Genomic DNA, 20,054 nt, shown 5'->3' with positions numbered 1-20,054 from the left:
GAGGACCACCCCCGGACAGGGGTACTCAGTCGAGCGTCATGGTCTCCGAGGATTCGAGAACATCCGCTCGAGAGGTGTCCTTCAGCGCCACACCCGACCGTCCCAGGCTGCGCGCGCCCCGCACGAGTCCGGCAACGATCTTGGCGGATTGCCGATAGCCCAATCCTTCCGGTGGGTGAATGTTCGAGATGCAGTTGCGGTCGGCGTCCGACCGGCCTGGCGCAGGCAGATGCGTCAGATAGATGCCCAGACTGTCGGCCACCGACAGCCCGGGGCGTTCACCGATCAGCACGACGACAGTGCGCACCCCCATCGCCTCTGCGATGTGATCGCCCAGTGCCACCCGAGCCTCGGTCGCGATGACCGGCGGCGCCATCGTGTACAGGTCTGCCAATTCCTCGACAAGCGCTTCCAACATCGAGGTTCCATGATCGGTCAGTGCGCGCGGCGAGAGTCCGTCGCTCAGCACGAATCCGATATCGAACTCCCCCGGCGTGATCGAAGACAGATCCTGGGGCTGTCGGCCCAGGTCCGGTCTGCGGAGATACTCCGCCCGCGATGTCGCCTTCGAAGTCACGACGGCAGGAGCACCGATCCCTACCCGCTCGACGGCGACTGTGAACGAGTCCACCTCCAGTGGCGTGTGTACGGCGTCACGGGCCGCGGCGTGTGCGGACCTGAGCTCGAGAACACGTCGCGTCGGCAGTGAATCGCCGGTGCGGCCCAGTCCGATTCGAGCCTGCGTACTCAGTCTCAGGTCCGCCCAGAAGTCGGTGGGTTCGATCTCGGTCATCGTGTACCCGTCAGCGCTCGTAACGGGGACCCCGTTGCGTCGACGTCGAGTATCCGACCATGGGAGTCCACCATGCCCAGGCGATCGAGCCAGGCCGCAAATTCGGGAGCAGGTTCGAGGCCCAGTACCTGACGCACGTACAGGACGTCGTGAAAACTCGAACTCTGATAGCCGAGCATGACGTCGTCCGCACCGGGAACGGCGATGACGAAGGCCACTCCTGCGGCGCCGAGAAGCGTCAACAGCGTGTCCATATCGTCCTGATCGGCCTCGGCGTGGTTGGTGTAACAGACGTCGACACCCATCGGTAGGCCGAGCAGCTTTCCACAGAAGTGGTCCTCGAGCCCGGCTCTGATGATCTGCTTACCGTCGTAGAGGTACTCGGGTCCGATGAATCCGACGACGGTGTTGACCAGCAACGGTTCGAGGTCGCGGCATACCGCATACGCCCGCGTCTCCAGTGTTTGCTGGTCTACTGGTTTGCCTCCCATTCCAAGGTGCGCGCCGGCGCTCAGCGCTGAACCCTGGCCGGTTTCGAGATACATGACGTTGTTGCCGACGGTTCCCCTGTGCAGCGATCGACCTGCTTCGTTGGCTTCGCGGAGGAGCGAAACATTGACGCCGAAACCAGAATTGGCGCCCTCGGTTCCCGCGACGGACTGAAAAACCAGGTCGACGGGAACGCCTTTTTCGATCAGCTCCATCGTCGTCGTGACGTGCGAAAGGACGCAGGACTGCGTCGGGATCTCGAAACGCTGACGAATGTCGTCGAGGAGATGTAGCAGATCCGACGTCGCATGAGGTGAATCGGTCGCCGGGTTGATTCCGATGACGGCGTCCCCCGACCCCAACAGCAACCCGTCCAACGTTGCCGCCGCGATGCCGCGTGGGTCGTCGGTCGGATGATTGGGTTGCAGCCTCGTCGCGAGCGTTCCCGGCAGGCCTATCGTCGTGCGAAACGCTGCGGTGACCTCGGCAGCGCGTGCCACCGCGATCAGATCCTGGTTCCGCATGATCTTGCTGACTGCAGCCACCATCTCCGGGGTGAGGCCTGGTGCAACGGCACGTAGCGTCGCTGCAGCCGAGGTCGATGCGGCAGTGTGCAGAAGCCAGTCTCGGAGTCCTCCCACCGTGAGATGCGAGACTGCGCCGAACGCGACGCGGTCATGCGAGTCGATGATGAGTCTGGTGACTTCGTCGGTTTCGTAGGGAACCAGAAGGTCCTGCAGAAATACCCCGAGGGAGACTTCCGACAGTGCCCACTGTGCTGCCGCACGCTCTGCATCGGATTGTGCTGCGCACCCGGCTAATTCGTCGCCCGAGCGTAGTGGCGTCGCTTTGGCCATCAGTTCCACGAGAGAGTCGAACTGGTAGGTAGTGCCCGATATCTGCTGCGTGTAGGTGGTCATTCGAGCTCAGCTTCTGCCTTCGCCAGCGCTGCGAACTCTTCGTCGGGCGAGTTCGCGACCAGGTGATGGCGGCTGTAGATACCGAAATACAGCATGAACGCAGCGAACACGCCCAGGCACCAGAGCGCTGCAGTGCTGTCGACAAGGAACGTTGCGACGACGGCCAGCGCGGCGACTACCAGGGCGAAGCCGGTAGTGACGACTCCACCGGGAGTGCGGTACGGGCGTTCCATCTCCGGTTCCTTGCGACGCAGCACGATGTGGCTGATCATCATCAGAACGTAACTCAGCGCGGCGCCGAAGACTGCCATGTTGAGCAACATCGCACCTTGCCCCGTGAGCGAGAGCAGGAAACCGATGATGCCGGGCACGATGAGTGCAAGGACGGGAGCTTTACGAGAGTTGGTGACAGAGAGCGTCTTCGGTAGGTACCCGGCACGAGAGAGCGCGAACAACTGCCTCGAGTAGGCGTACATGATCGAGAAGAAGCTGGCAACGAGGCCGGCAAGTCCGATGTAGTTCACCACCTTGGCGGCTCCACTGTCGCCGAGCGCCTCCACGAGTGGATTGCCGGATGACTGCATCGCCTCGGCTCCGCCTGCGCCGGTGACGAGGAAGAGCACCGATGCGCCGGTGACGAGCAGGATGCCCATCGCAGCGATGATGCCGCGCGGGACGTTCTTGGTCGGGTCCTTGGCCTCCTCCGCGGCGAGCGGCACTCCTTCCACTGCGAGGAAGAACCAAATGGCGAACGGGACCGCTGACCAGATTCCGAGGTATCCGAACGGCAGGAAACTCGACGCGCCCGCTGCATCCGTCGGGGCGATGTCGGTGAGGTTGCTCGCGTCGAACTTGCCCAGTGCGGCGAGGACGAAGATCACCAATCCGACCAACGCGATGGCGGTGATGACGAACATGATCTTCAGCGCCTCACCGGCGCCGGTGAGGTGAATGCCGATGAAGATGGCGTACACCGCCAGATATACCCACCACCCATCGGTGATTCCGAAAAGGCCGAGGGATTCGACGTACGCCCCGATGAAGGTGGCGATCGCGGCCGGGGCTATCGCGTACTCGATGAGAATTGCCGTACCGGTGGCGAACCCACCCCACGGTCCGAGTGCACGCCTGGCGAAGGTGTAGCCGCCTCCCGCCGCCGGTAGCGCCGAGGACATTTCGGCCATCCCGAGTACCATCGCCAAATACATTCCCGCGATCAGTACGCCCGCGATGAGAAGCCCACCGAATCCACCTTGTTCGAGACCGAAGTTCCACCCCGAATAGTCCCCGGAGATAACGTAACTGACACCGAGTCCGGCGAGGAGGACCCAACCGGCCGTGCCCTTCTTCAACGTTCGTTTGGCGAGGTAGTCGTCGCCTTCGACGTGTGAATCGACACCGCCGTGATGTGATGCCGTCGGATCGCTGACAGACATGAAAATCCTCTCGTGCAAGTGGAGGTTCGCGCGCGCGGGTTGCGCGAGTCGGCTCAAAATAGGCCCGCTGTGTAAGCGAGATGTCATCTTTCGATGACGAGAGAATTACGGCGTCCTACGTCACTTGGTTGACGTCACCGATGTCGCCCTCGTCCGGTTCTGCGACTGTCAGCACTGCGTCCACAACAGCCTTGTTGGTCTCGAGCTCACGCTCCAGTCGCCGGAGCGTGCGCGCGATCGACGATTCGACGGCATCACCGACGAGATCGACACTTGCCACAACATAGATCTGCTTGGGCCCGGCGAATTCGATACGAACGAAGTTCACCGACGCTACACCCGGTAACTCTTCGATCCTGTCGACTACTGCTTGCCATAGTGCTCGCGACCCGGGTTCGCCGGTGAGAAAACGGCGGTTCCGGTCGATCGGAACGAATGCGACGATTGCCAGAAGTATGCCGACGAGAATGGAACCCATCGCATCCCACGCCGCGTTGCCGGTGATCTGGTGCAGCCCGATCCCGATTCCCGCGATGACGACACCGATCAGTGCTGCGGTGTCCTCGGCGAAGACCGCGCGAAGCGTAGGGTCCGACGTCTGCAAGCGTCGACCAGAAGTAGGTCTCTCGACCGCGTCCGAGCGGACGTTCGTCGTGCGGGCCGCGCGAGCCCCGCTTGTGGGCGACGAGCAGAAATATCTCGTTGCCGGTGTCGGCCCACGAGTGCGCGGCCTCGGCAACCAGCGAAGCGGAACCGGCGATGACTGCGGCTGCAGTCGTGGCGACAGCGACGCCGAAATTCGCCACGAAGGCGATGACGACGGTGTGGAAGCTGTCGCCACCGGTGACTGGAGCGGTCGTAGAACTCTTCATCGGTCCGACCTCGGCACGGCGTCAGCCCTGGAGCATCCCGGGCACCGGGCACGCGTCCGCAGCTTCGGCGACCACCAGGTGCTCGCCCGGAACTTCGGGCCTGCGCCCCTCTTCCCAGTCGAGGCCGATAAGCGGCGGATGGTGCTCGAGAAGTTCGTTCTCCACTGCCGTGTACGCACGTCCTCGACTGAGGAAACGTACGCCCTCCGGTGATTCCAAGGAAAAGCCTCCACCGCGTCCCGGCACGACGTCCAGTACCAGTTGAGTGTGCTTCCACGCTTGGAACTGAGAACCGGATATCCACACCGGAACGGCGTCACCGCCTTCGGGAAGGTCGTCCGGGATATCGCCCACGCCGAGACGTAGGTCCAGAAGACCCAACAACACATCCCGGTCACCGACGATGAATTCCCCTGCGGGATAACACATCGGCGACGACCCGTCACAGCACCCGCCGGACTGATGCATCATCAGCTCTCCGTGGATACCGCCGAGGCGACAGAGAAGCTCCATCGCCCCGGCGGTTGCTCGCAGACGCGCAGGCGGGGCCGGAGCCGCAGGCCTGCCGGCCATCAGAAGAAGCCCTGAGCCTTTTGGGCGTAGCTCACCAGAAGGTTCTTCGTCTGCTGGTAGTGATCGAGCATCATCTTGTGATTCTCACGTCCGATGCCCGACTGCTTGTACCCACCGAACGCGGAGTGTGCCGGGTACTGGTGGTAGGTGTTGGTCCACACACGACCAGCCTTGATGTCGCGGCCCGCTCGGTAGGCGACTCCTCCATCTCGCGACCAGACGCCGGCCCCGAGTCCGTAGAGCGTGTCGTTCGCGATATCGATGGCCTCGTCGTAATCCTTGAACGACGTCACCGAAACAACTGGCCCGAAGATCTCCTCCTGGAAGATCCGCATGTTGTTCTTGCCGGTGAAGATGGTCGGTTGCATGTAGTAGCCACCGTTGAGATCTCCACCGAGTTGGGCGCGCTCGCCGCCGGTGACGATCTGTGCACCTTCACTCTTGCCGATTTCGATGTAGGACAGGATCTTTTCGAGCTGATCGTTACTGGCCTGTGCACCTATCATCGTCTCGGTGTCCAGCGGATCACCCTGACGCACAGCCTTCGTGCGGATCGCAGCGAGGGCCAGGAACTCGTCGAAGATGTCGGCCTGGATGAGCGAACGCGACGGGCACGTGCACACCTCACCCTGATTGAGCGCGAACATCGTGAAGCCTTCGAGTGCCTTGTCCTGGTAGTCGTCGTTGTGGGCAAGGACGTCGGAAAAGAAGACGTTGGGACTCTTGCCACCGAGCTCGAGGGTGACCGGAATCAGGTTCTGCGACGCGTACTGCATGATCAGGCGGCCAGTGGTGGTCTCACCGGTGAAGGCGATCTTGGCGATCCGGGGGCTGGAGGCAAGAGGCTTGCCTGCTTCGACACCGAAACCGTTGACGATGTTGAGCACTCCCGGCGGCAGGAGGTCACCGATGATCGAAATCAAATGGAGGATCGAGGCCGGCGTCTGCTCGGCAGGCTTGAGCACGACGGCATTACCGGCGGCAAGTGCGGGCGCGAGCTTCCAGACTGCCATGAGGATCGGGAAGTTCCACGGAATGATCTGGCCGACCACGCCGAGTGGCTCGTGAAAGTGGTAAGCGACAGTGTCGTTGTCGATCTCGGAAAGCGAACCTTCCTGTGCACGAATGCAACCCGCGAAGTAGCGAAAGTGGTCCACTGCCAGAGGAATATCGGCGTTGAGAGTTTCACGGATCGGCTTGCCGTTGTCCCAGGACTCGGCGAGCGCAATGGACTCGAGGTTTTCGGCGATTCGGTCAGCGATCTTGTTGAGGATCACGGCGCGCTCGGCAGCGGATGTCTTACCCCATGCGGGAGCGGCGGCATGCGCGGCATCGAGAGCCAGCTCGATGTCCTCGGAGGTCGAGCGAGCAACCTCGCAAAAGTTCTCACCGGTGACGGGGGTCGGGTTCTCGAAGTACTGCCCCTTGACCGGCGGCACCCATTCTCCACCGATCCAGTTTTCGTAGCGTGGCTGGAACGACATGACTGCTTCGGCCGTACCGGGGCGGGCATAGACGGACATCTAGTGACTCCTTCTGATCAACCGAACTGATGTGATTCAGAACACTAGAGTTTGCAACGTTGCAACTACGTTGCTGTGCAGCGCAGCAACTACGTTGCTGCGCGCGCATGGATCGAATCAGACACCCAACTGACGGTCGAGTAGATCGATACGTGCGTTGACCTGGCCGTAAAGCGCAGAATCTGCGTTCAGGGTGGCGCGATACGCCTCCCAGGCAATGACGTCGGTACGACCGTGGATCGAGGAGGTCCACTGGGCGAGCAGGACAGGGTCGCCGACACGAAGCAGAGCTGCTTGCATCCTGGATCGCAGTTCTTCGCGAATTTCCTCGATACCGGGTGCAGACGAACCCGGAAGCACCGGCCCCGAATAGATCCGCATCGCGGCCTCGACGTCACCACGGTCGAGCGCACGGCGAATATCACCTACATCCGAGGCCAGTTCACCGACCAACCGGTACGGTCGGGATGCGAGCCCGGACGCGCCGAAGGTCTTCCGTAGACGCGACATCTCGGCTCGGATCGTTACGGAGTCGAGTTCGTGTTCATCGAGCAGCACAGCGAGATGATCCGAACTCAGACCTTCGGGATGATCACCCAGCAGCAACAGTATTTCCGCATGCCGTTGCGACAGCGCCAACCGACCGCTGCCGCGCACCAACCCTGGCCGCCCGCTCCCGAGCACTTCGAGGCGAGGTGCTGTGTCCCCCAGTGACTTCGGTGAATTCATCAGATGCACCCGAAGCTCGGACTCGGCAGCAGCCACGGTGGCACGGATCAGCGAGAGCACCTCGGGCACAGCAACTCTCGGACCACCGGTGATGTCGATTGCGCCGAGAATATGTCCACTCGTCGGATGATGCACAGGAGCCGCCGAGCAGCTCCACTCGTGCACCGAACGAGAAAAATGCTCGGCCGCGAAGATCTGGACGCAATGATCGACGGCGAGCGCCGTCCCCGGCGCATTCGTTCCCTTGGACTCTTCACTCCAATCGGCGCCCTCGGCGAAGTTCATGGTGAGAGCGCGATCCTTGGCGGTCGCATCCCCCTCCACCCACAACAACCTTCCCTCGGCATCGGAAATCGCGACCAGCAGACCGGTGTCGGCTGCGTCCTCGACGAGCAGTTTTCGGATGACCGGCCTGATGATCGACATCGGATGACCGTCGCGATATCGCTCGAGTTCGGCGCCGGAAAGGGCGAGCGAATCGTTTCCACCGTCCGGATTCACACCCTTGGTTCGGCTGCGCAGCCAGGAGTCCAGGACTACCGATCTGACGGAATCGGACGAGGGCGGCTCGTCGTCGACGAAGAGTCGGTGCGCGGTGGACATCTCCCGGGCGAGAACATCGACGTCTTCACCTGGGCGAACGGCAATCCAGGGGTTGCCCTGCCCTGGAAATCTGGCTGTCATTCCGATGCACGCCTTCCTGCATGTTCACGTCACTGTAACGCAGCTCACATAGTTCAGGGTACAGCTAAGCCTTTGCCGGGCAGAGCCTCGGAGTGTGGGGTCTTACAGCTCGAACCTCGAGAAGAAAGGACTTACGTGGCGGACGCCGAAAGGAAGTCCGCGGCACGCTCGGCGAGCATGACTGCAGTCGCATGCGGTCCACGCGTAGGAACAACAGGAAAGGCAGACGTGTCGGCCACCATCAGACCCTCGAGCCCCTGCACCTGCAACCTATCGTCGAGAACGCCGTTGTCGTTGCCCATCGCGCAACTCCCCGAAAGGTGAAGCGAAGTACCCAGTCGACTCAGCAGGGGGTCGCCCAGGACATCGAGCACCTCGATCGGATGCCGCTTCGATAGCCGTCCGAGCAATTCGGCAACACGATCGAGCCCCGCCTGGACTGCGCGTCGATCGCCCGCTGATTCCAAGTATCGATATCTCACGAGTGGGGCAACCGCGGGGTCCGCTGACGCCAACGTGATGTCGCCGCGACTGTCGGACCTCATCAGGCCGACACCGATCATCGGGTCACCGATCGGAAGTCCGGGGATCAGTCGATCGAATGCCGCTGTGTAAGGACGTATTTCCAGATCGTCGACATGCAGCACCTCTTGGAGGGGCGATGCGGGTTCGAAGGGTAGCGGTGTTCGATAGTAGACGCCGACTTCCGGGTGATCGCTGAACTCCCGACCCACGAACGGGTGATCCAGAACAACCGGAACACCAAGCTCTGCAATATGATCCGCCGGACCTACACCGGAAAGCATGAGCAGCTGCGGGGTGCGAACCGCCCCTGCGCAGAGGACCACCGATGGAGCGATGACCCGCGAAACACTTCCGTTACGAACTACTTCCACACCAGTCGCACGGGTGCCATCGAAAAGCACTGCTACGACTGTGGATTCGGCGAGGACATCCAGATTGGATCGGCGAAGAACCGGTAGCAGATATGCTGCAGCAGCATTAACTCTGCGACCATCGACGACATTGAGTGGAACCGACCCGATTCCGCCGGACGTTCTCGGATCGTTCATGTCCGGATCTCCCGGATAACCGAGCGCCATCGCCGCGTCGTGAAACAGTTTCGTGATCTCGTTCTGCGCCGCGCGAGGAGTCCGAGCTACCGGCATGGGACCACCTCGGCCATGCCACTCGCCAGAGAAGTCCAGATCGGTTTCCGACTTCAGGAAGTAGGGCAACACCTCGTCATAAGACCAGGAAGCGGGCCAGGCATCGAAGTCTTGCGGCCTACCCCGCACGAAATACCCACCGTTGACTGCTCCGGAGCCGCCGAGGACTCGCCCCCGTGAGATCCAGCGGGTGACCTCTGGCGTCAGTTCCGCACGGTACGACGACATCCAAGGGCTCGAGGGCCCGACCGGTAGGACATGTGCGTCCAGGATCTCCGGCGGATACGTCCCATCGCTCGAGAGCCCGGGCCCACTTTCGAGGAGCACTACCCGACACTCCGGATTCGCGCTCGCTCGCGATGCCACAATGGAGCCACAAGAGCCGCCACCTACGACGATCACATCGGCGTACGAAGTCTCGAGCGGGCTCACGTGTCCATGCGCGGAGTCAACGCCTTCAAGCTACGAGACTCGGCGGCACCTCGCCATAGGCCTGTGCCGTACGCGATGTCGTCGACCCGCTTGAAGAAGGCATACCGTATCGGATCCAAGCCGCCGAGTTCGCGGTGGTTGTACCAGTCGGCCAGTGCTTCGGCAACGGCAAGTCCGAGTGCAATCTTCCTGATTCGACTCGAAAGCAACACTGCGAGCAGGGTTATCGGCCAATAGTGCCGACACATCGCTGATGCCAGTTGCCAAACCCCTGCAATGAATCCTTCGGCGGCGAGTATCGCGGCGATGCGCGTGGGCTGATCGAGACCGACGAACATCTTACGTAGTCGACCGATGGTCACTGCGAGAGTCGCCAGTGCGCCCAGCAGCCCGAGCTTGGTGAAACTGATAGCCAACAAGGTAGCGATCAGGGTCCACGGTGACATCGAAATCGGCGGGACCATTCCGGGGTGACGCTCGGCAAGAGGGCTGGCGCCGGTGCCGTAGAACAGTTTGCGGCCGAACCACCGTCCGAACGTCACTCGATGATCGTGAGCAACGTGTGCAACGGGCTCGTATCGCAATCGCCAGCCGGCTTCCTGCAACCTCCAGCACAGATCGACGTCCTCGGCGACGTGCATGGATTCGTCGAACCCATTGCATTCCTCGGCTACGTGCCTGCGTATCAACATGGCTGCGCTGGGGACGTAGGAGACCGAACTACCCGCCCGAACAGCCGCTTCCCTGCGACCGAGATCGAGAGAGGAGCGAGCATGCTCATACCTGGCCAAGGCGTTGCCCTCGGGTTCGAGGGCAACGATACGAGGAGCGACGAGCGCCACCGCCGGATCCGAGAAGTGCCCCAGCATCACCTCGAGCCATCCCTTGCGGGGAACGACATCCGAGTCGAGAAAGGCGACGAAATCCGTTGTTGCACTACGAAGTCCCGTGTTTCGAGCGGCCGCCGGCCCTCTGGAGGTCTCGTGACGTAGGACCGTCACCCCACCGACGCTCCAGGCCATCGGCGGCGCGGTCACCGGCTCGTCGGATCCGTCGTCGACGATGATGACGTTCAAACCGTGGAGCGCAGGAAGCAGCCTGCCGAGACCGGAGGCATTGTTCTTCATAGGAACGACGACAGTCACATCCTGCGGAGACGGGATGGACATCGGCCGCGGATTGGCTACCCCCGAGTCCAGAAGTTTGCGAGCAACGAGCGCCGACTGCGAGTCGGTGACCTCGAGAAACCCGTCGCCGATCATGGCGGCAGCGGTAGGTGCAAGCTTCAACATTCTGGTGGGTGAGCCACCGATCAACACTCGACCGTCGGAGTATTTGCGAACACGAGGATCGACTCGTACCCCGAATCCATCAGGCAACCGACCTTGACCCATCAGGTGATCGTAAGCGGACATTGCGCCGATGTGTCATCCACTGCCCTAAATTTCGAGGAACATACTCGAAGCCGGTTTTGCCGGGACGGATCGAGGACCTGAATCACGTCAACATTCCAGTATCGGATGGTGCCCACCGACTCACTGCAGCGCTGCCCCGTGCACACATGTCCTGCAGCACTACCTCACCCTCATCTCCGCTGGACAGTCGCGGGTCACCGAGAATCCCGTTGGGCGATACTGCCTTCGTACCCCCCGCACGCAGGCGCGGAAGCAAAGAATCGATAGTGTCGGTATTTCCTACCTCCACACGGGACATGTCGACGACGTCGGGTGAAAGGTAGAGCAGCAGTGAAGTTTCGGTCCGGCCGGCGTGCGCGTCCGCGCCGGGAACGGCACAGGGTAGCCACGCGACATCGCGGCCCTCGTAACGCAGCAGTCCGACGGCGGATATCAGCGTCGAGACGTTTCCACCGTGACCGTTGACGAACACGACACGTTCGGCCCAACGGCACGCCGAGCGTCCGTACTCGACCAGAACCGCGTGCAACGCGTCCGAACCGATGGATACGGTCCCGGGAAAGCCCTCATGCTCCCCGCTTGCTCCATAGGCGATAGCGGGAGCAAGAACGGTGCCGGGCAGCCGCATCGCGAGCGCCTCGGCGATGCGGGTATCGGTGTCCAGCGGCAGGTGCGGTCCATGCTGCTCGAACGATCCGACGGGCACAACGACGGTCTGAGCGCCTTGCACTCGCGGCCACCCACCGATGCCTAATCGCGACGGCTCGGAGACGGGTGGCGGCAGCATTCCGATAATGCTATCGGACGCTTGACCCACGCTCTCCACCGAATCTTCACACATACGAAACAATGTCGAACTAATGTGCCGCTGGTGTGATACCGGAAGGAACTTACATGCCACCACGACGGAGATCAGTACTTCTTGCGCAACTGAGTATTGCGACCCTCGGTGAGCGACAACCTAAGATACTCGAAGAACTACGCAGAGTAATATTGTCCGGCGATGCACCGCCGAACACACCGATACCGTTGAATGAAGTTGCCGAATCGTTCGGGGTGAGCAGAATCCCTGTTCGAGAGTCCCTGAAAACGCTCATAGGTGAGGGTCTCGTAGACCACCGCCCCAATCTCGGTTACACCGTCGCCCAATTGACGTCCTCCGAATTTCGTGAAATGTACATTGTCCGCGAAGTGCTCGAATCAGCAGCACTCGTAACAGCAGTCGAACTTGCGAACGATGACGACCGAGTTCGCGCCATCAAAGCCAATCATCTTCTGGAACAGAGTATAACGGTAAACAACTCACGCGAGTATCACCGTCAAAGTCGCGAATTCCACATGTCTCTCACCCGGCCGTCGAGAATGATGCGACTTCTCCACATGCTCGAGTCAGCATGGAATATCACCGAGCCGATACAGCCAATGGTGCACGTAGCCGGATCCGTTCGCGAAGAATTACACACCGACCATCGAAGAATGCTCGAAGCATTTCTCGATCGCGATTCGGTGGCCCTGATTGAGATCGCACAATTCCACCACATTCGTCTCAATACGGTCATCTCATCGATTTCCAGCGATTCCGGACTTCTTGCAGAATCGCCGCACTCACCTCGGGACTGAACGCGCGAAATGATATATCACTGCCGTCACGCAGGTGCAACACTTCGTCGCTACCTTTTGTTTCACCGACCGAACCCGTATGCGGTGTCGGTCGAAGAAACTCGCACCTCGCGCACATCAGGAGCATCGATGACCGATATATCCCACCAACCCGGCGCGTCGTCAGGCGACCTGGTCGAAGCCGCAGGCCACTCGGTCGGCGGCGGCATGATCAAGGACGGTTACGACCCTCGACTCACCAACGAAGACCTCGCGCCACTGAAGAATCAGTCTTGGTCTTCCTACAATCTTTTTGCTTTCTGGATGTCGGACGTGCACTCGGTGGGTGGATACGTTACAGCTGGTAGCCTCTTCGCGTTGGGCCTGGCCAGCTGGCAGGTGCTCATCTCCCTCCTGGTCGGCATCACGCTCGTGTACTTCTTCTGCAATCTTGTCGCCAAGCCGAGCCAAGCTACAGGCGTCCCATACCCAGTGATCTGTCGAGCGTCGTTCGGTGTGCTCGGTGCCAACATTCCAGCGATCATCCGCGGCCTCATCGCCGTCGCCTGGTATGGGATTCAGACATTCCTGGCCTCCGCTGCCCTCGATATCGTGCTCATCAAGCTCTTTCCCGGACTCGCGCCGTACGCAGTCACCACCGACTACGGATTCGCGGGGCTATCCGCTCTCGGATGGATCAGCTTCCTTTTCCTGTGGATCGTCCAGGCCGCTGTCTTCTGGCGAGGAATGGAGTCCATCCGCAAGTTCATCGATTTCTGCGGCCCCGCCGTCTACGTCGTCATGTTCGTGCTGTGCGGCTACCTCATCTGGAAAGCGGGCTGGCGCGCAATCGATCTCAATCTGGGTGGGGTTCAGCACACGGGGTGGAGTTCGATGCCGATCATGCTCGGAGCCGTCGCGCTCGTAGTCTCCTATTTTTCGGGTCCGATGCTCAACTTCGGTGACTTCTCGCGTTACGCCAAATCCTACGCGGCAGTGAAGAAAGGAAACTTCCTGGGTCTACCGGTCAACTTCCTGGTCTTCTCGATCCTCGTCGTCGTCACAGCGTCACTGACATTGCCGGTCTTCGGTGAATTGATCACCGACCCAGTCCAAACCGTCGCCCGTATCGACAGCACTTTCGCTATCGTCCTGGGCGCACTGACGTTCACGATCGCCACCATCGGCATCAACATCGTCGCAAACTTCATCTCCCCCGCGTTCGACTTCTCCAACGTCAGCCCGCAGCGGATCAGTTGGCGTGCCGGTGGAATGATCGCTGCCGTGGGCTCGATCTTGATCACACCGTGGAACCTGTACAACAACCCGGACGTCATCCACTTGACCCTCGAGACCCTCGGCGCTTTCATCGGACCGTTGTTCGGCGTCCTGATCGCCGACTACTATCTGGTCCGCAAGCAGAAGGTCGTCGTCGACGAGTTGTTCACGATGTCACCGGCAGGACGGTACTGGTACTCGAAGGGATACAACCCCGCGGCTGTGTGCGCCACCATCGTGGGAGCTCTACTGGCCATGTTCACCGTGCTGTTCAACGGCGCCATCGACGGTATGGAGATCGGTGGCATGTCTACCGCGTCGAAGTACAGCTGGTTCATCGGCTGTGCAGTCGGATTCGTGCTCTACTACTTCCTCGCCACCAAGACGAAGCTCGCTGTGATGAACGTCGACGCGCCGACCAAAGCATAGGAACTGCCGCGTGTACATCAAGGTCATCAACCCGAACACCACCGCTTCGATGACCGCCAAGATCGAAGAATGTGCCCGGGCCGTCGCAGGCCCGGACACATTCGTCGAGGCAGTCAGCCCATCGATGGGGCCTACCTCCATCGAATCTCACGTCGACGAGGCTCTCAGCATCCCAGGCATACTCGAGCAGGTAGTCCTCGGTGAGACGCAGGGCGTCGACGGATATGTCATCGCGTGCTTCGGTGATCCAGGGATGGATGCCGCCCGTGAGGTGGCATCGGGACCTGTCGTCGGGATCGCCGAGGCGGCAATGCATACAGCAAGCTTCCTCGGTCGCGGATTCTCCGTCGTGACCACACTGGAGCGAACCACTGGACGAGCGTTGGACCTAGCCGCCCACTACGGGATGTCGAGTCGGTGCAGAGGTGTCCATGCCTGTCGAATACCAGTACTGGAGCTGGAGACCGACGCAAATGCACGCAAGGTCATCACCGAAACTTGCCGCGAAGCACTGCTACGCGACGGCAGTGATGCCATCGTCCTCGGCTGCGCCGGTATGGCCGACCTGTGCGAAGACATTCAGAACGCGATCGGCGTACCCGTCGTTGATGGTGTCACTGCCGCAACGCTGTTCGTACAATCACTCGTTGCCATGGGGTTGAGGCCAAGCAAGAGTGGCGAGTTCGCACCACCGCCACCCAAACCCTACGCCGGACTGTTGGCGATCTTCGGAACCGAAGTGTCGCCACGACTGCGCCACAACCACTGAGCGTCAACGTCTTCCGTTCCTGCGGAAGGTCCACAACCGCTACCACTCGGTCGCGAAGGTCGGACATCGGGGGGGATACGGCATCTCGTGGATTCTCACCGCGGACAAGCCGAATGGGGGAACCAACGACACCGTGGATTCGTAACGGCGCCGTTGGTCCACAGACTCCTATTTCACCGCGTCGACCTCGACCTCGACGAGCCATCCCGGAACTGGGAGTGATGCGACCTCGAGCGCGAAGCGCGACGGTCGTGCGGCATTTCGTTCCATCGGCGCCGCAGGCTCAGCGGTGCCCATCGGCACGAGTTCGGTCTCGTTGCTGTCGAGATCGGTGTTGGCGAAGAATTGCCGATACGCCCGATTCCAACCAGAATAGTCAGCCCGCTCGGTACCTGGAGCATTGTCCAGGAACACCCGCATGGTTACGACGTCTTCGAGCGCGTATCCCTCGGCTTCGAGATTGCTTCTGATCTTTTTCAGGACACCGATCCCTTGGGCCTCGGTCACGCTGACGCCTGCAGGCATTGTGCCGCCGGAAAACTGATCAGTGTCGATATAGGACTCTGCGCTACCCTCCGGAGCTGCCTTGTTCATCGCTGATGGTCCGATCCCGCTGGTTTTGTACACCGTTGCATCGCTGCCGATCTCGACTCCCTGCGCAATCATCGGGGTCGCTTCGCCGGGTTCGATGACCGAGCGTGCGCCGGATGCCGCTGATGGCTCGACTGCTGGATCGGTTTCCGACGAGCACGCCGCAGCGAAGAGGACTGCCCCGGCGGCAAGGGCTGCGGTGAACGAACGTGTGGCATTGGACATTGAGTGTTGTTCCTTTCGAGAAAGATTCGGGGTCAAGACGCGGTGACGCGGGCATGAATGGCAGTGACGACGTCACGAGCAGAGGTGAATGCACCATGCTGCCAAGCGATTGCATTGGAAAGGTGGTCGCCCGCGAAATAGATCCGGTCGACAGGTTCGAGCAACTTCTCGTATTCAGGGGTGGCCATCCCGCCATGCGAGTCGCCCGCTCCGGCCCATGAAACCCAGGCCGATTCCGAGAATTTTGTTCGACGCCAACTACCAGAGAAGGACGACGCTATGTCCTTGGTGTACTTGTCACCGTGGATCATCGAGCCCTCTGCCAAGGCCTTGGCCAGTCGTTGCTTGTGCGTCAGTGACTCGAATGCTTGGTGTCTTCTGCCGGTGTTGTAGTAGCCGACGACAACTCCGCGATCGGAGTTGTAATGGTCGTACGGGAACATGATCTGCGAGATGTCCATGTCCGTATTGCTGGCGCCGCCATAGATGCGCTCGTCGGTCTCCCACCAGCGCCTCGAGTACTCGATTCCGAGCTTGCCCGACGGCGTGGCCTTCGCCGCATTCAACGCAAGGAGTACGTCGGATGGGAGATTGTTGTCCAGACGCTTAACCAGAGCCGGTGGGATTGTGCAGATCACGTACTCGGCCGAGATCGATTCTTTCACTCCATCTTTCGTGTACTCGACCGTGGCACCGTCGGAGGTATTGTTCATCGCGGTCACCTCCGCGCCGTAGACGATGTTGTCCAGCCCGATTCTGTCTTCGAACGCGTAATAGATCTGATCCATGCCACCTACCGGTGAGAACATCAGCATGGCCTGGTCGTATCCGAACTCGAAGCTGAAGTTTCGTCCGATGCCGCTTCGGATGACGTCCGACATACCCTGAGGCTTGGTTTCGGCACCGAAGTTCAAACCGCCACCCGGCTCGGAGTCGTACCCCCGACGGGTCGAACCGAGATAACGGCCGTCGTCCGAGAGGTCACCGAAGCTGCTCAGAAACTCCGACAGCGCGTCCTTGTCATCGGGGGTCAGAACGTCGTCGAGCGCTCCACGACTTGCGGCCTTCTGCAACAACTCCGACATGTAGCCGTAGGTGTCGGCCTTGGCCGCGCGATAGGACACCGACTGCCGCGACAGCGCAGTATCGCTCTTGTAGTTCACCAGCGTATTTGCATTCTGGTTGCCGAAAGTTTGCAGTTCGACGCCCAGTTCCTTGCAGTAGTCCATAGTGATGTGACTCTGCGGGATTCGGGTCGCGCCTACGTTGTAGAAATGCCCTTCTGAGAACGTGCACTTCTGAGTCTCCCCGTTCAGATCCGTTTCCTCGGTGCCTGAGCGCGCCGACCACACGCGACCCCCTGGCCTCGCCCGCGCCTCGACGATGGTGACCGAGTAACCGGCCTTCTGTAACTCGTACGCCGCGCACAATCCGGCGGGCCCGCCACCCAGCACGACCACGGACGGGCTCCCCTCGACCCTACCCAGCAGATCTGCCATCGCCGGTGCCTGGAATCGCGACGGCGCAGCTGCGGCGGTAGGAGCAAGGCCGAGCGTGGACATCGCACCGTAGGCCAAGCCCGCACCGCCGGTGACGCCGAGTCCCCGCATGAACGATCTCCTTGTTACTGCCATGTGTTCTTACACTCCTTCTGCCGGATCCTCTTCACGCTTACTGCCAGACCAGCTGGTTTCGATTCCGGTCAATCGTGGAACTCGAAAGAGTCGGAGATGGAAATGCGGCAATACCTTCTCCGAACTCCGTGTGAGAAAACATGCGGCGGTTGTCCAGGCGTTCTCATTCGTAGGAACCCGACCGAAGCATCGCCGCAATCCGCGGGCAACATGTCGCAACTATTTTCGGAAATCATGTCTGCACTCGAACACGCAATCACTGCGTCCTTCGCTGCGCGCGAACCCGATCGGCCAGCGCTCTCGCCGCTCCGCGCGCTCGGCCGTCGCCAGATGTCCGGCATCGAGGTTCTCGCGCAGGCAATTGCAACGACGGCACCCGCAGCGTCGATGGTCATCCTTCCAATCACGATGCTCACCAACGAGACGATGCTCAGCGGGCTGCTCACTGTCGTCGCCGCGACTGTCATCGTGTCGATGATCGCGTTCTGCGGATCTCAGTTCACTCGCCGCTTCGCAGCATCGGGTGGTCTGTACACCTTCGCGTTTCAAGGTGTCGGTAGCCGCGGCGCATTGACAGTCGGTGCGGCGATGCTGTGCAAGTACTGCGCGAGCGGAGCCATGACGATGTATTTCGGTGGCCATGCCGTGCGTACTGTCCTGCGGGAGACCGGCCTGAATGCTGCTGGTGTCCTGTGGACCCTGCTGATCTACGCAACTATCGGCCTACTGATGCTCGCGTGCCTGCTGCGTGGTGTTCGATTCGCCGCCACTGCCATTCTCGTCGTCGAACTGTGCTCGCTGCTGTTCATCGTGAGTTTGATGATGTTTCCGGCCCCCCAGGTGGTGCAAATCGAGCCATCCGGCGCATCGAACGGACTGCTCCTGGTCGCGCTCGGTGCGATGTTCGCACTCGCCGGATTCGAAAGCGCAACGTTTTTCGCACCCGAGGCCAAGCGTCCGTTGGTGGCGATCACTCGAACCGTTCTCTTGACGCCTGTCATCTGCGGAGCCCTCTTTACGTTCGCGGCATGGGCGGTGTGGTCCGGTCGCGGCGGGGTATTGATCAACGCGTACCTTCATGGCACCTCCACCGGCATCGACGCGTGGCTCGTCGTTGCGCTGAACGTAGGGTTGAGTTGTTCGTGGCTCGCATCGTCCATGGCTTCGTCCAATGCGGCTTCTCGTCTTGTCTACACAATGGGGATCGAGAGGGTACTTCCCCGCGTTTTCAGCCAAGTCCATCGTTCGTTCCGTACACCCCACGTCGCGCTGACCGTCGTGATCGCCGGATTGGCCACCGCCAGTTCTATATTCGCTTTCATCGACGGCTCAGTGGTGTTCGAGGACGTCAAGTTGCTCGCCCGAGCCTCCATCGTCCTCGGCTATACGGTGGTGGCAGTCGCTGCTGTTCGATTCCTCCAGCGGATCGGTGAACTCACCCCAGCAGTGATCGTGTCCGGTGTGCTCGGTTGCGCAGTGGGCTGCGCGACTCTGACCAGCCTGGTGGTCTCAGTCTGCCGGGAACAAAACCTCACCTCTCTGACCGTATTCACAATTTTCGCGGGGTCTGGGCTCGCTTGGCACAGATACCTACGCCATCGCACTCCGAAGGTTCTCGATTCGATCGGAGTCTTCGACAGCGCCGAGTCCAACGACGTACTCCCCGGTGCCGCGTCCTACGGCAAGAACTCCCGCGGCGCAGTAGCACTCGTCAAACTGTCCCGACACGACGCCCGCTGATGGTGACGCGGACGACGAGAGTGCCAGAAACTGGAGGTCACGAACCACGAGCGGTCCAAAAGGCACTTGCCCTACTGGAAGCCGTAGCGCAAATCGGCTCTGGAGCACGCGCCAAGGACGTCGCCAACTTCACTGGCATTGCACCGGCAACCGCATACCGTCTGCTGAACCTTCTGGTCGCCGACGGATATCTGGTTCGGATCGAGGATCTGTCCGGCTTCGCGCTCGGCCGTCGAACGCGGGAACTGGCAGGTGCTGCCCCGCAGACTGCTGTCGTAGACCATCGGCAAATCGTCGACGAAATCCGCAGTCACACTAGATTCGGGGTCTATCTCGTTTCGTATCAGCACGACCGGATCGCTCTTATCGATCGCGACCCCGACCACGAACTGCCCGGCGAATCCGCTCTTGCGACGCACCCACACGCATCGGCCATAGGGAAACTGCTGTTGGCCAACAGGCCTGACGGGGTCAGCTTGAAGGACCTGCGCAAGTTCACCAGTCGCACCATCACCGATCTTGCTGATCTTGCTGTCGAGTTGAGCCGAATCCGAAGTTGCGGCATCGCCATTGAGGTCGACGAGATCAAGGTAGGCAGATCGGCTATCGCCGTCCCCATCCGAGACGACGCCGATGGAGTCCGCGGCGCTCTGGCTGTTATCGGGAGGACGGGACGGCTGCATACAGACGATGCGGGATTGATCGAACTGCTCACGGTCTCGGCTCGTGAAATTGGTACTGCCCGATGACCCTG

Annotated in this window: 16 protein-coding genes and 1 pseudogene; 5 read left to right on the top strand and 12 right to left on the bottom strand. The window is 60.9% G+C overall.

Translation table 11 applies throughout. The features are described 5' to 3' along the window. Window positions 1–25: 25 nt before the first annotated feature. The 10 genes and pseudogenes from eutC to mftE form a co-directional block, all read right to left on the bottom strand. Window positions 26–793 (bottom strand): ethanolamine ammonia-lyase subunit EutC, encoded by a 768-nt coding sequence (eutC, locus tag ABIB36_RS20790; protein ID WP_084348034.1) that lies wholly within the window; start codon window positions 791–793, stop codon window positions 26–28. Further along, entirely contained in the window at window positions 790–2,202 is a 1,413-nt protein-coding gene (locus ABIB36_RS20785) for an ethanolamine ammonia-lyase subunit EutB (protein ID WP_084348033.1), read from the bottom strand. Before ABIB36_RS20785 ends, eutC begins: the two co-directional genes overlap by 4 nt. Next, window positions 2,199–3,638, bottom strand: a complete 1,440-nt coding sequence (gene eat / locus ABIB36_RS20780) for an ethanolamine permease (protein WP_084348111.1) — start codon at window positions 3,636–3,638, stop codon at window positions 2,199–2,201. The genes ABIB36_RS20785 and eat overlap by 4 nt, the downstream gene beginning before the upstream one ends. 115 nt (window positions 3,639–3,753) lie before the next feature. Continuing rightward, window positions 3,754–4,510 (bottom strand): annotated as a pseudogene (locus ABIB36_RS20775) (cation diffusion facilitator family transporter). A gap of 21 nt (window positions 4,511–4,531) precedes the next feature. Next, window positions 4,532–5,083: a DUF779 domain-containing protein gene (locus ABIB36_RS20770; RefSeq protein WP_256895778.1), complete on the bottom strand. Its 552-nt coding sequence runs from the start codon at window positions 5,081–5,083 to the stop codon at window positions 4,532–4,534. Beyond that, a complete protein-coding gene (gene exaC, locus ABIB36_RS20765) occupies window positions 5,083–6,606 on the bottom strand; it encodes an acetaldehyde dehydrogenase ExaC (RefSeq protein ID WP_084348031.1) in 1,524 nt (507 codons plus the stop codon). The genes ABIB36_RS20770 and exaC overlap by 1 nt, the downstream gene beginning before the upstream one ends. A 117-nt stretch (window positions 6,607–6,723) precedes the next feature. Beyond that, the gene (locus ABIB36_RS20760) at window positions 6,724–8,019 is read right to left on the bottom strand and encodes a sigma-54-dependent transcriptional regulator family protein (protein ID WP_354562855.1); all 1,296 of its coding nucleotides are present in this window, start codon (window positions 8,017–8,019) and stop codon (window positions 6,724–6,726) included. Window positions 8,020–8,150: 131 nt separating this feature from the next. Next, window positions 8,151–9,620, bottom strand: coding sequence for a mycofactocin dehydrogenase MftG (gene mftG, locus ABIB36_RS20755; RefSeq protein WP_354562857.1), 1,470 nt, complete (start codon window positions 9,618–9,620; stop codon window positions 8,151–8,153). Beyond that, complete coding sequence (mftF, locus tag ABIB36_RS20750; protein ID WP_179142364.1) at window positions 9,617–11,014, bottom strand: mycofactocin biosynthesis glycosyltransferase MftF; 1,398 nt, start codon at window positions 11,012–11,014, stop codon at window positions 9,617–9,619. Before mftF ends, mftG begins: the two co-directional genes overlap by 4 nt. 103 nt (window positions 11,015–11,117) lie before the next feature. Continuing rightward, a complete protein-coding gene (gene mftE / locus ABIB36_RS20745; protein ID WP_084348110.1) occupies window positions 11,118–11,822 on the bottom strand; it encodes a mycofactocin biosynthesis peptidyl-dipeptidase MftE in 705 nt (234 codons plus the stop codon). Between the two features lie 107 nt (window positions 11,823–11,929). Between mftE and ABIB36_RS20740 the strand changes: the two genes are divergently transcribed. The 3 genes from ABIB36_RS20740 to ABIB36_RS20730 all read left to right on the top strand — a co-directional run bounded on the left by ABIB36_RS20740 (window position 11,930) and on the right by ABIB36_RS20730 (window position 15,110). Next, window positions 11,930–12,655 (top strand): GntR family transcriptional regulator, encoded by a 726-nt coding sequence (locus ABIB36_RS20740; protein ID WP_354562860.1) that lies wholly within the window; start codon window positions 11,930–11,932, stop codon window positions 12,653–12,655. A 129-nt stretch (window positions 12,656–12,784) separates the two neighbouring features. Continuing rightward, the gene (locus ABIB36_RS20735; protein WP_354562862.1) at window positions 12,785–14,341 is read left to right on the top strand and encodes an NCS1 family nucleobase:cation symporter-1; all 1,557 of its coding nucleotides are present in this window, start codon (window positions 12,785–12,787) and stop codon (window positions 14,339–14,341) included. Between the two features lie 10 nt (window positions 14,342–14,351). After that, entirely contained in the window at window positions 14,352–15,110 is a 759-nt protein-coding gene (locus tag ABIB36_RS20730) for an aspartate/glutamate racemase family protein (protein ID WP_084348027.1), read from the top strand. A 168-nt stretch (window positions 15,111–15,278) separates the two neighbouring features. Here ABIB36_RS20730 and ABIB36_RS20725 read toward each other — a convergent pair whose 3' ends face one another. Both ABIB36_RS20725 and ABIB36_RS20720 read right to left on the bottom strand, forming a co-directional pair. Then, entirely contained in the window at window positions 15,279–15,926 is a 648-nt protein-coding gene (locus ABIB36_RS20725) for a Rid family hydrolase (protein ID WP_354562864.1), read from the bottom strand. 32 nt (window positions 15,927–15,958) lie between these two features. Then, window positions 15,959–17,536: a flavin monoamine oxidase family protein gene (locus ABIB36_RS20720; protein ID WP_084348025.1), complete on the bottom strand. Its 1,578-nt coding sequence runs from the start codon at window positions 17,534–17,536 to the stop codon at window positions 15,959–15,961. A 258-nt stretch (window positions 17,537–17,794) separates the two neighbouring features. Here ABIB36_RS20720 and ABIB36_RS20715 point away from each other — a divergent pair, with 258 nt between their 5' ends. Together ABIB36_RS20715 and ABIB36_RS20710 are read left to right on the top strand one after the other, a co-directional pair. Continuing rightward, window positions 17,795–19,300 (top strand): APC family permease, encoded by a 1,506-nt coding sequence (locus ABIB36_RS20715; RefSeq protein ID WP_354562867.1) that lies wholly within the window; start codon window positions 17,795–17,797, stop codon window positions 19,298–19,300. Then, window positions 19,300–20,049, top strand: a complete 750-nt coding sequence (locus ABIB36_RS20710; RefSeq protein ID WP_354562869.1) for an IclR family transcriptional regulator — start codon at window positions 19,300–19,302, stop codon at window positions 20,047–20,049. The genes ABIB36_RS20715 and ABIB36_RS20710 overlap by 1 nt, the downstream gene beginning before the upstream one ends. Window positions 20,050–20,054: the final 5 nt, after the last annotated feature.

It is taken from the genome of Rhodococcus sp. UYP9, from assembly GCF_040547235.1.
Lineage (GTDB): Bacteria > Actinomycetota > Actinomycetes > Mycobacteriales > Mycobacteriaceae > Rhodococcoides.
The sequence above is the reverse complement of the archived record's forward strand: the minus strand, read 5'-3'. Positions and strand labels throughout refer to the sequence as shown.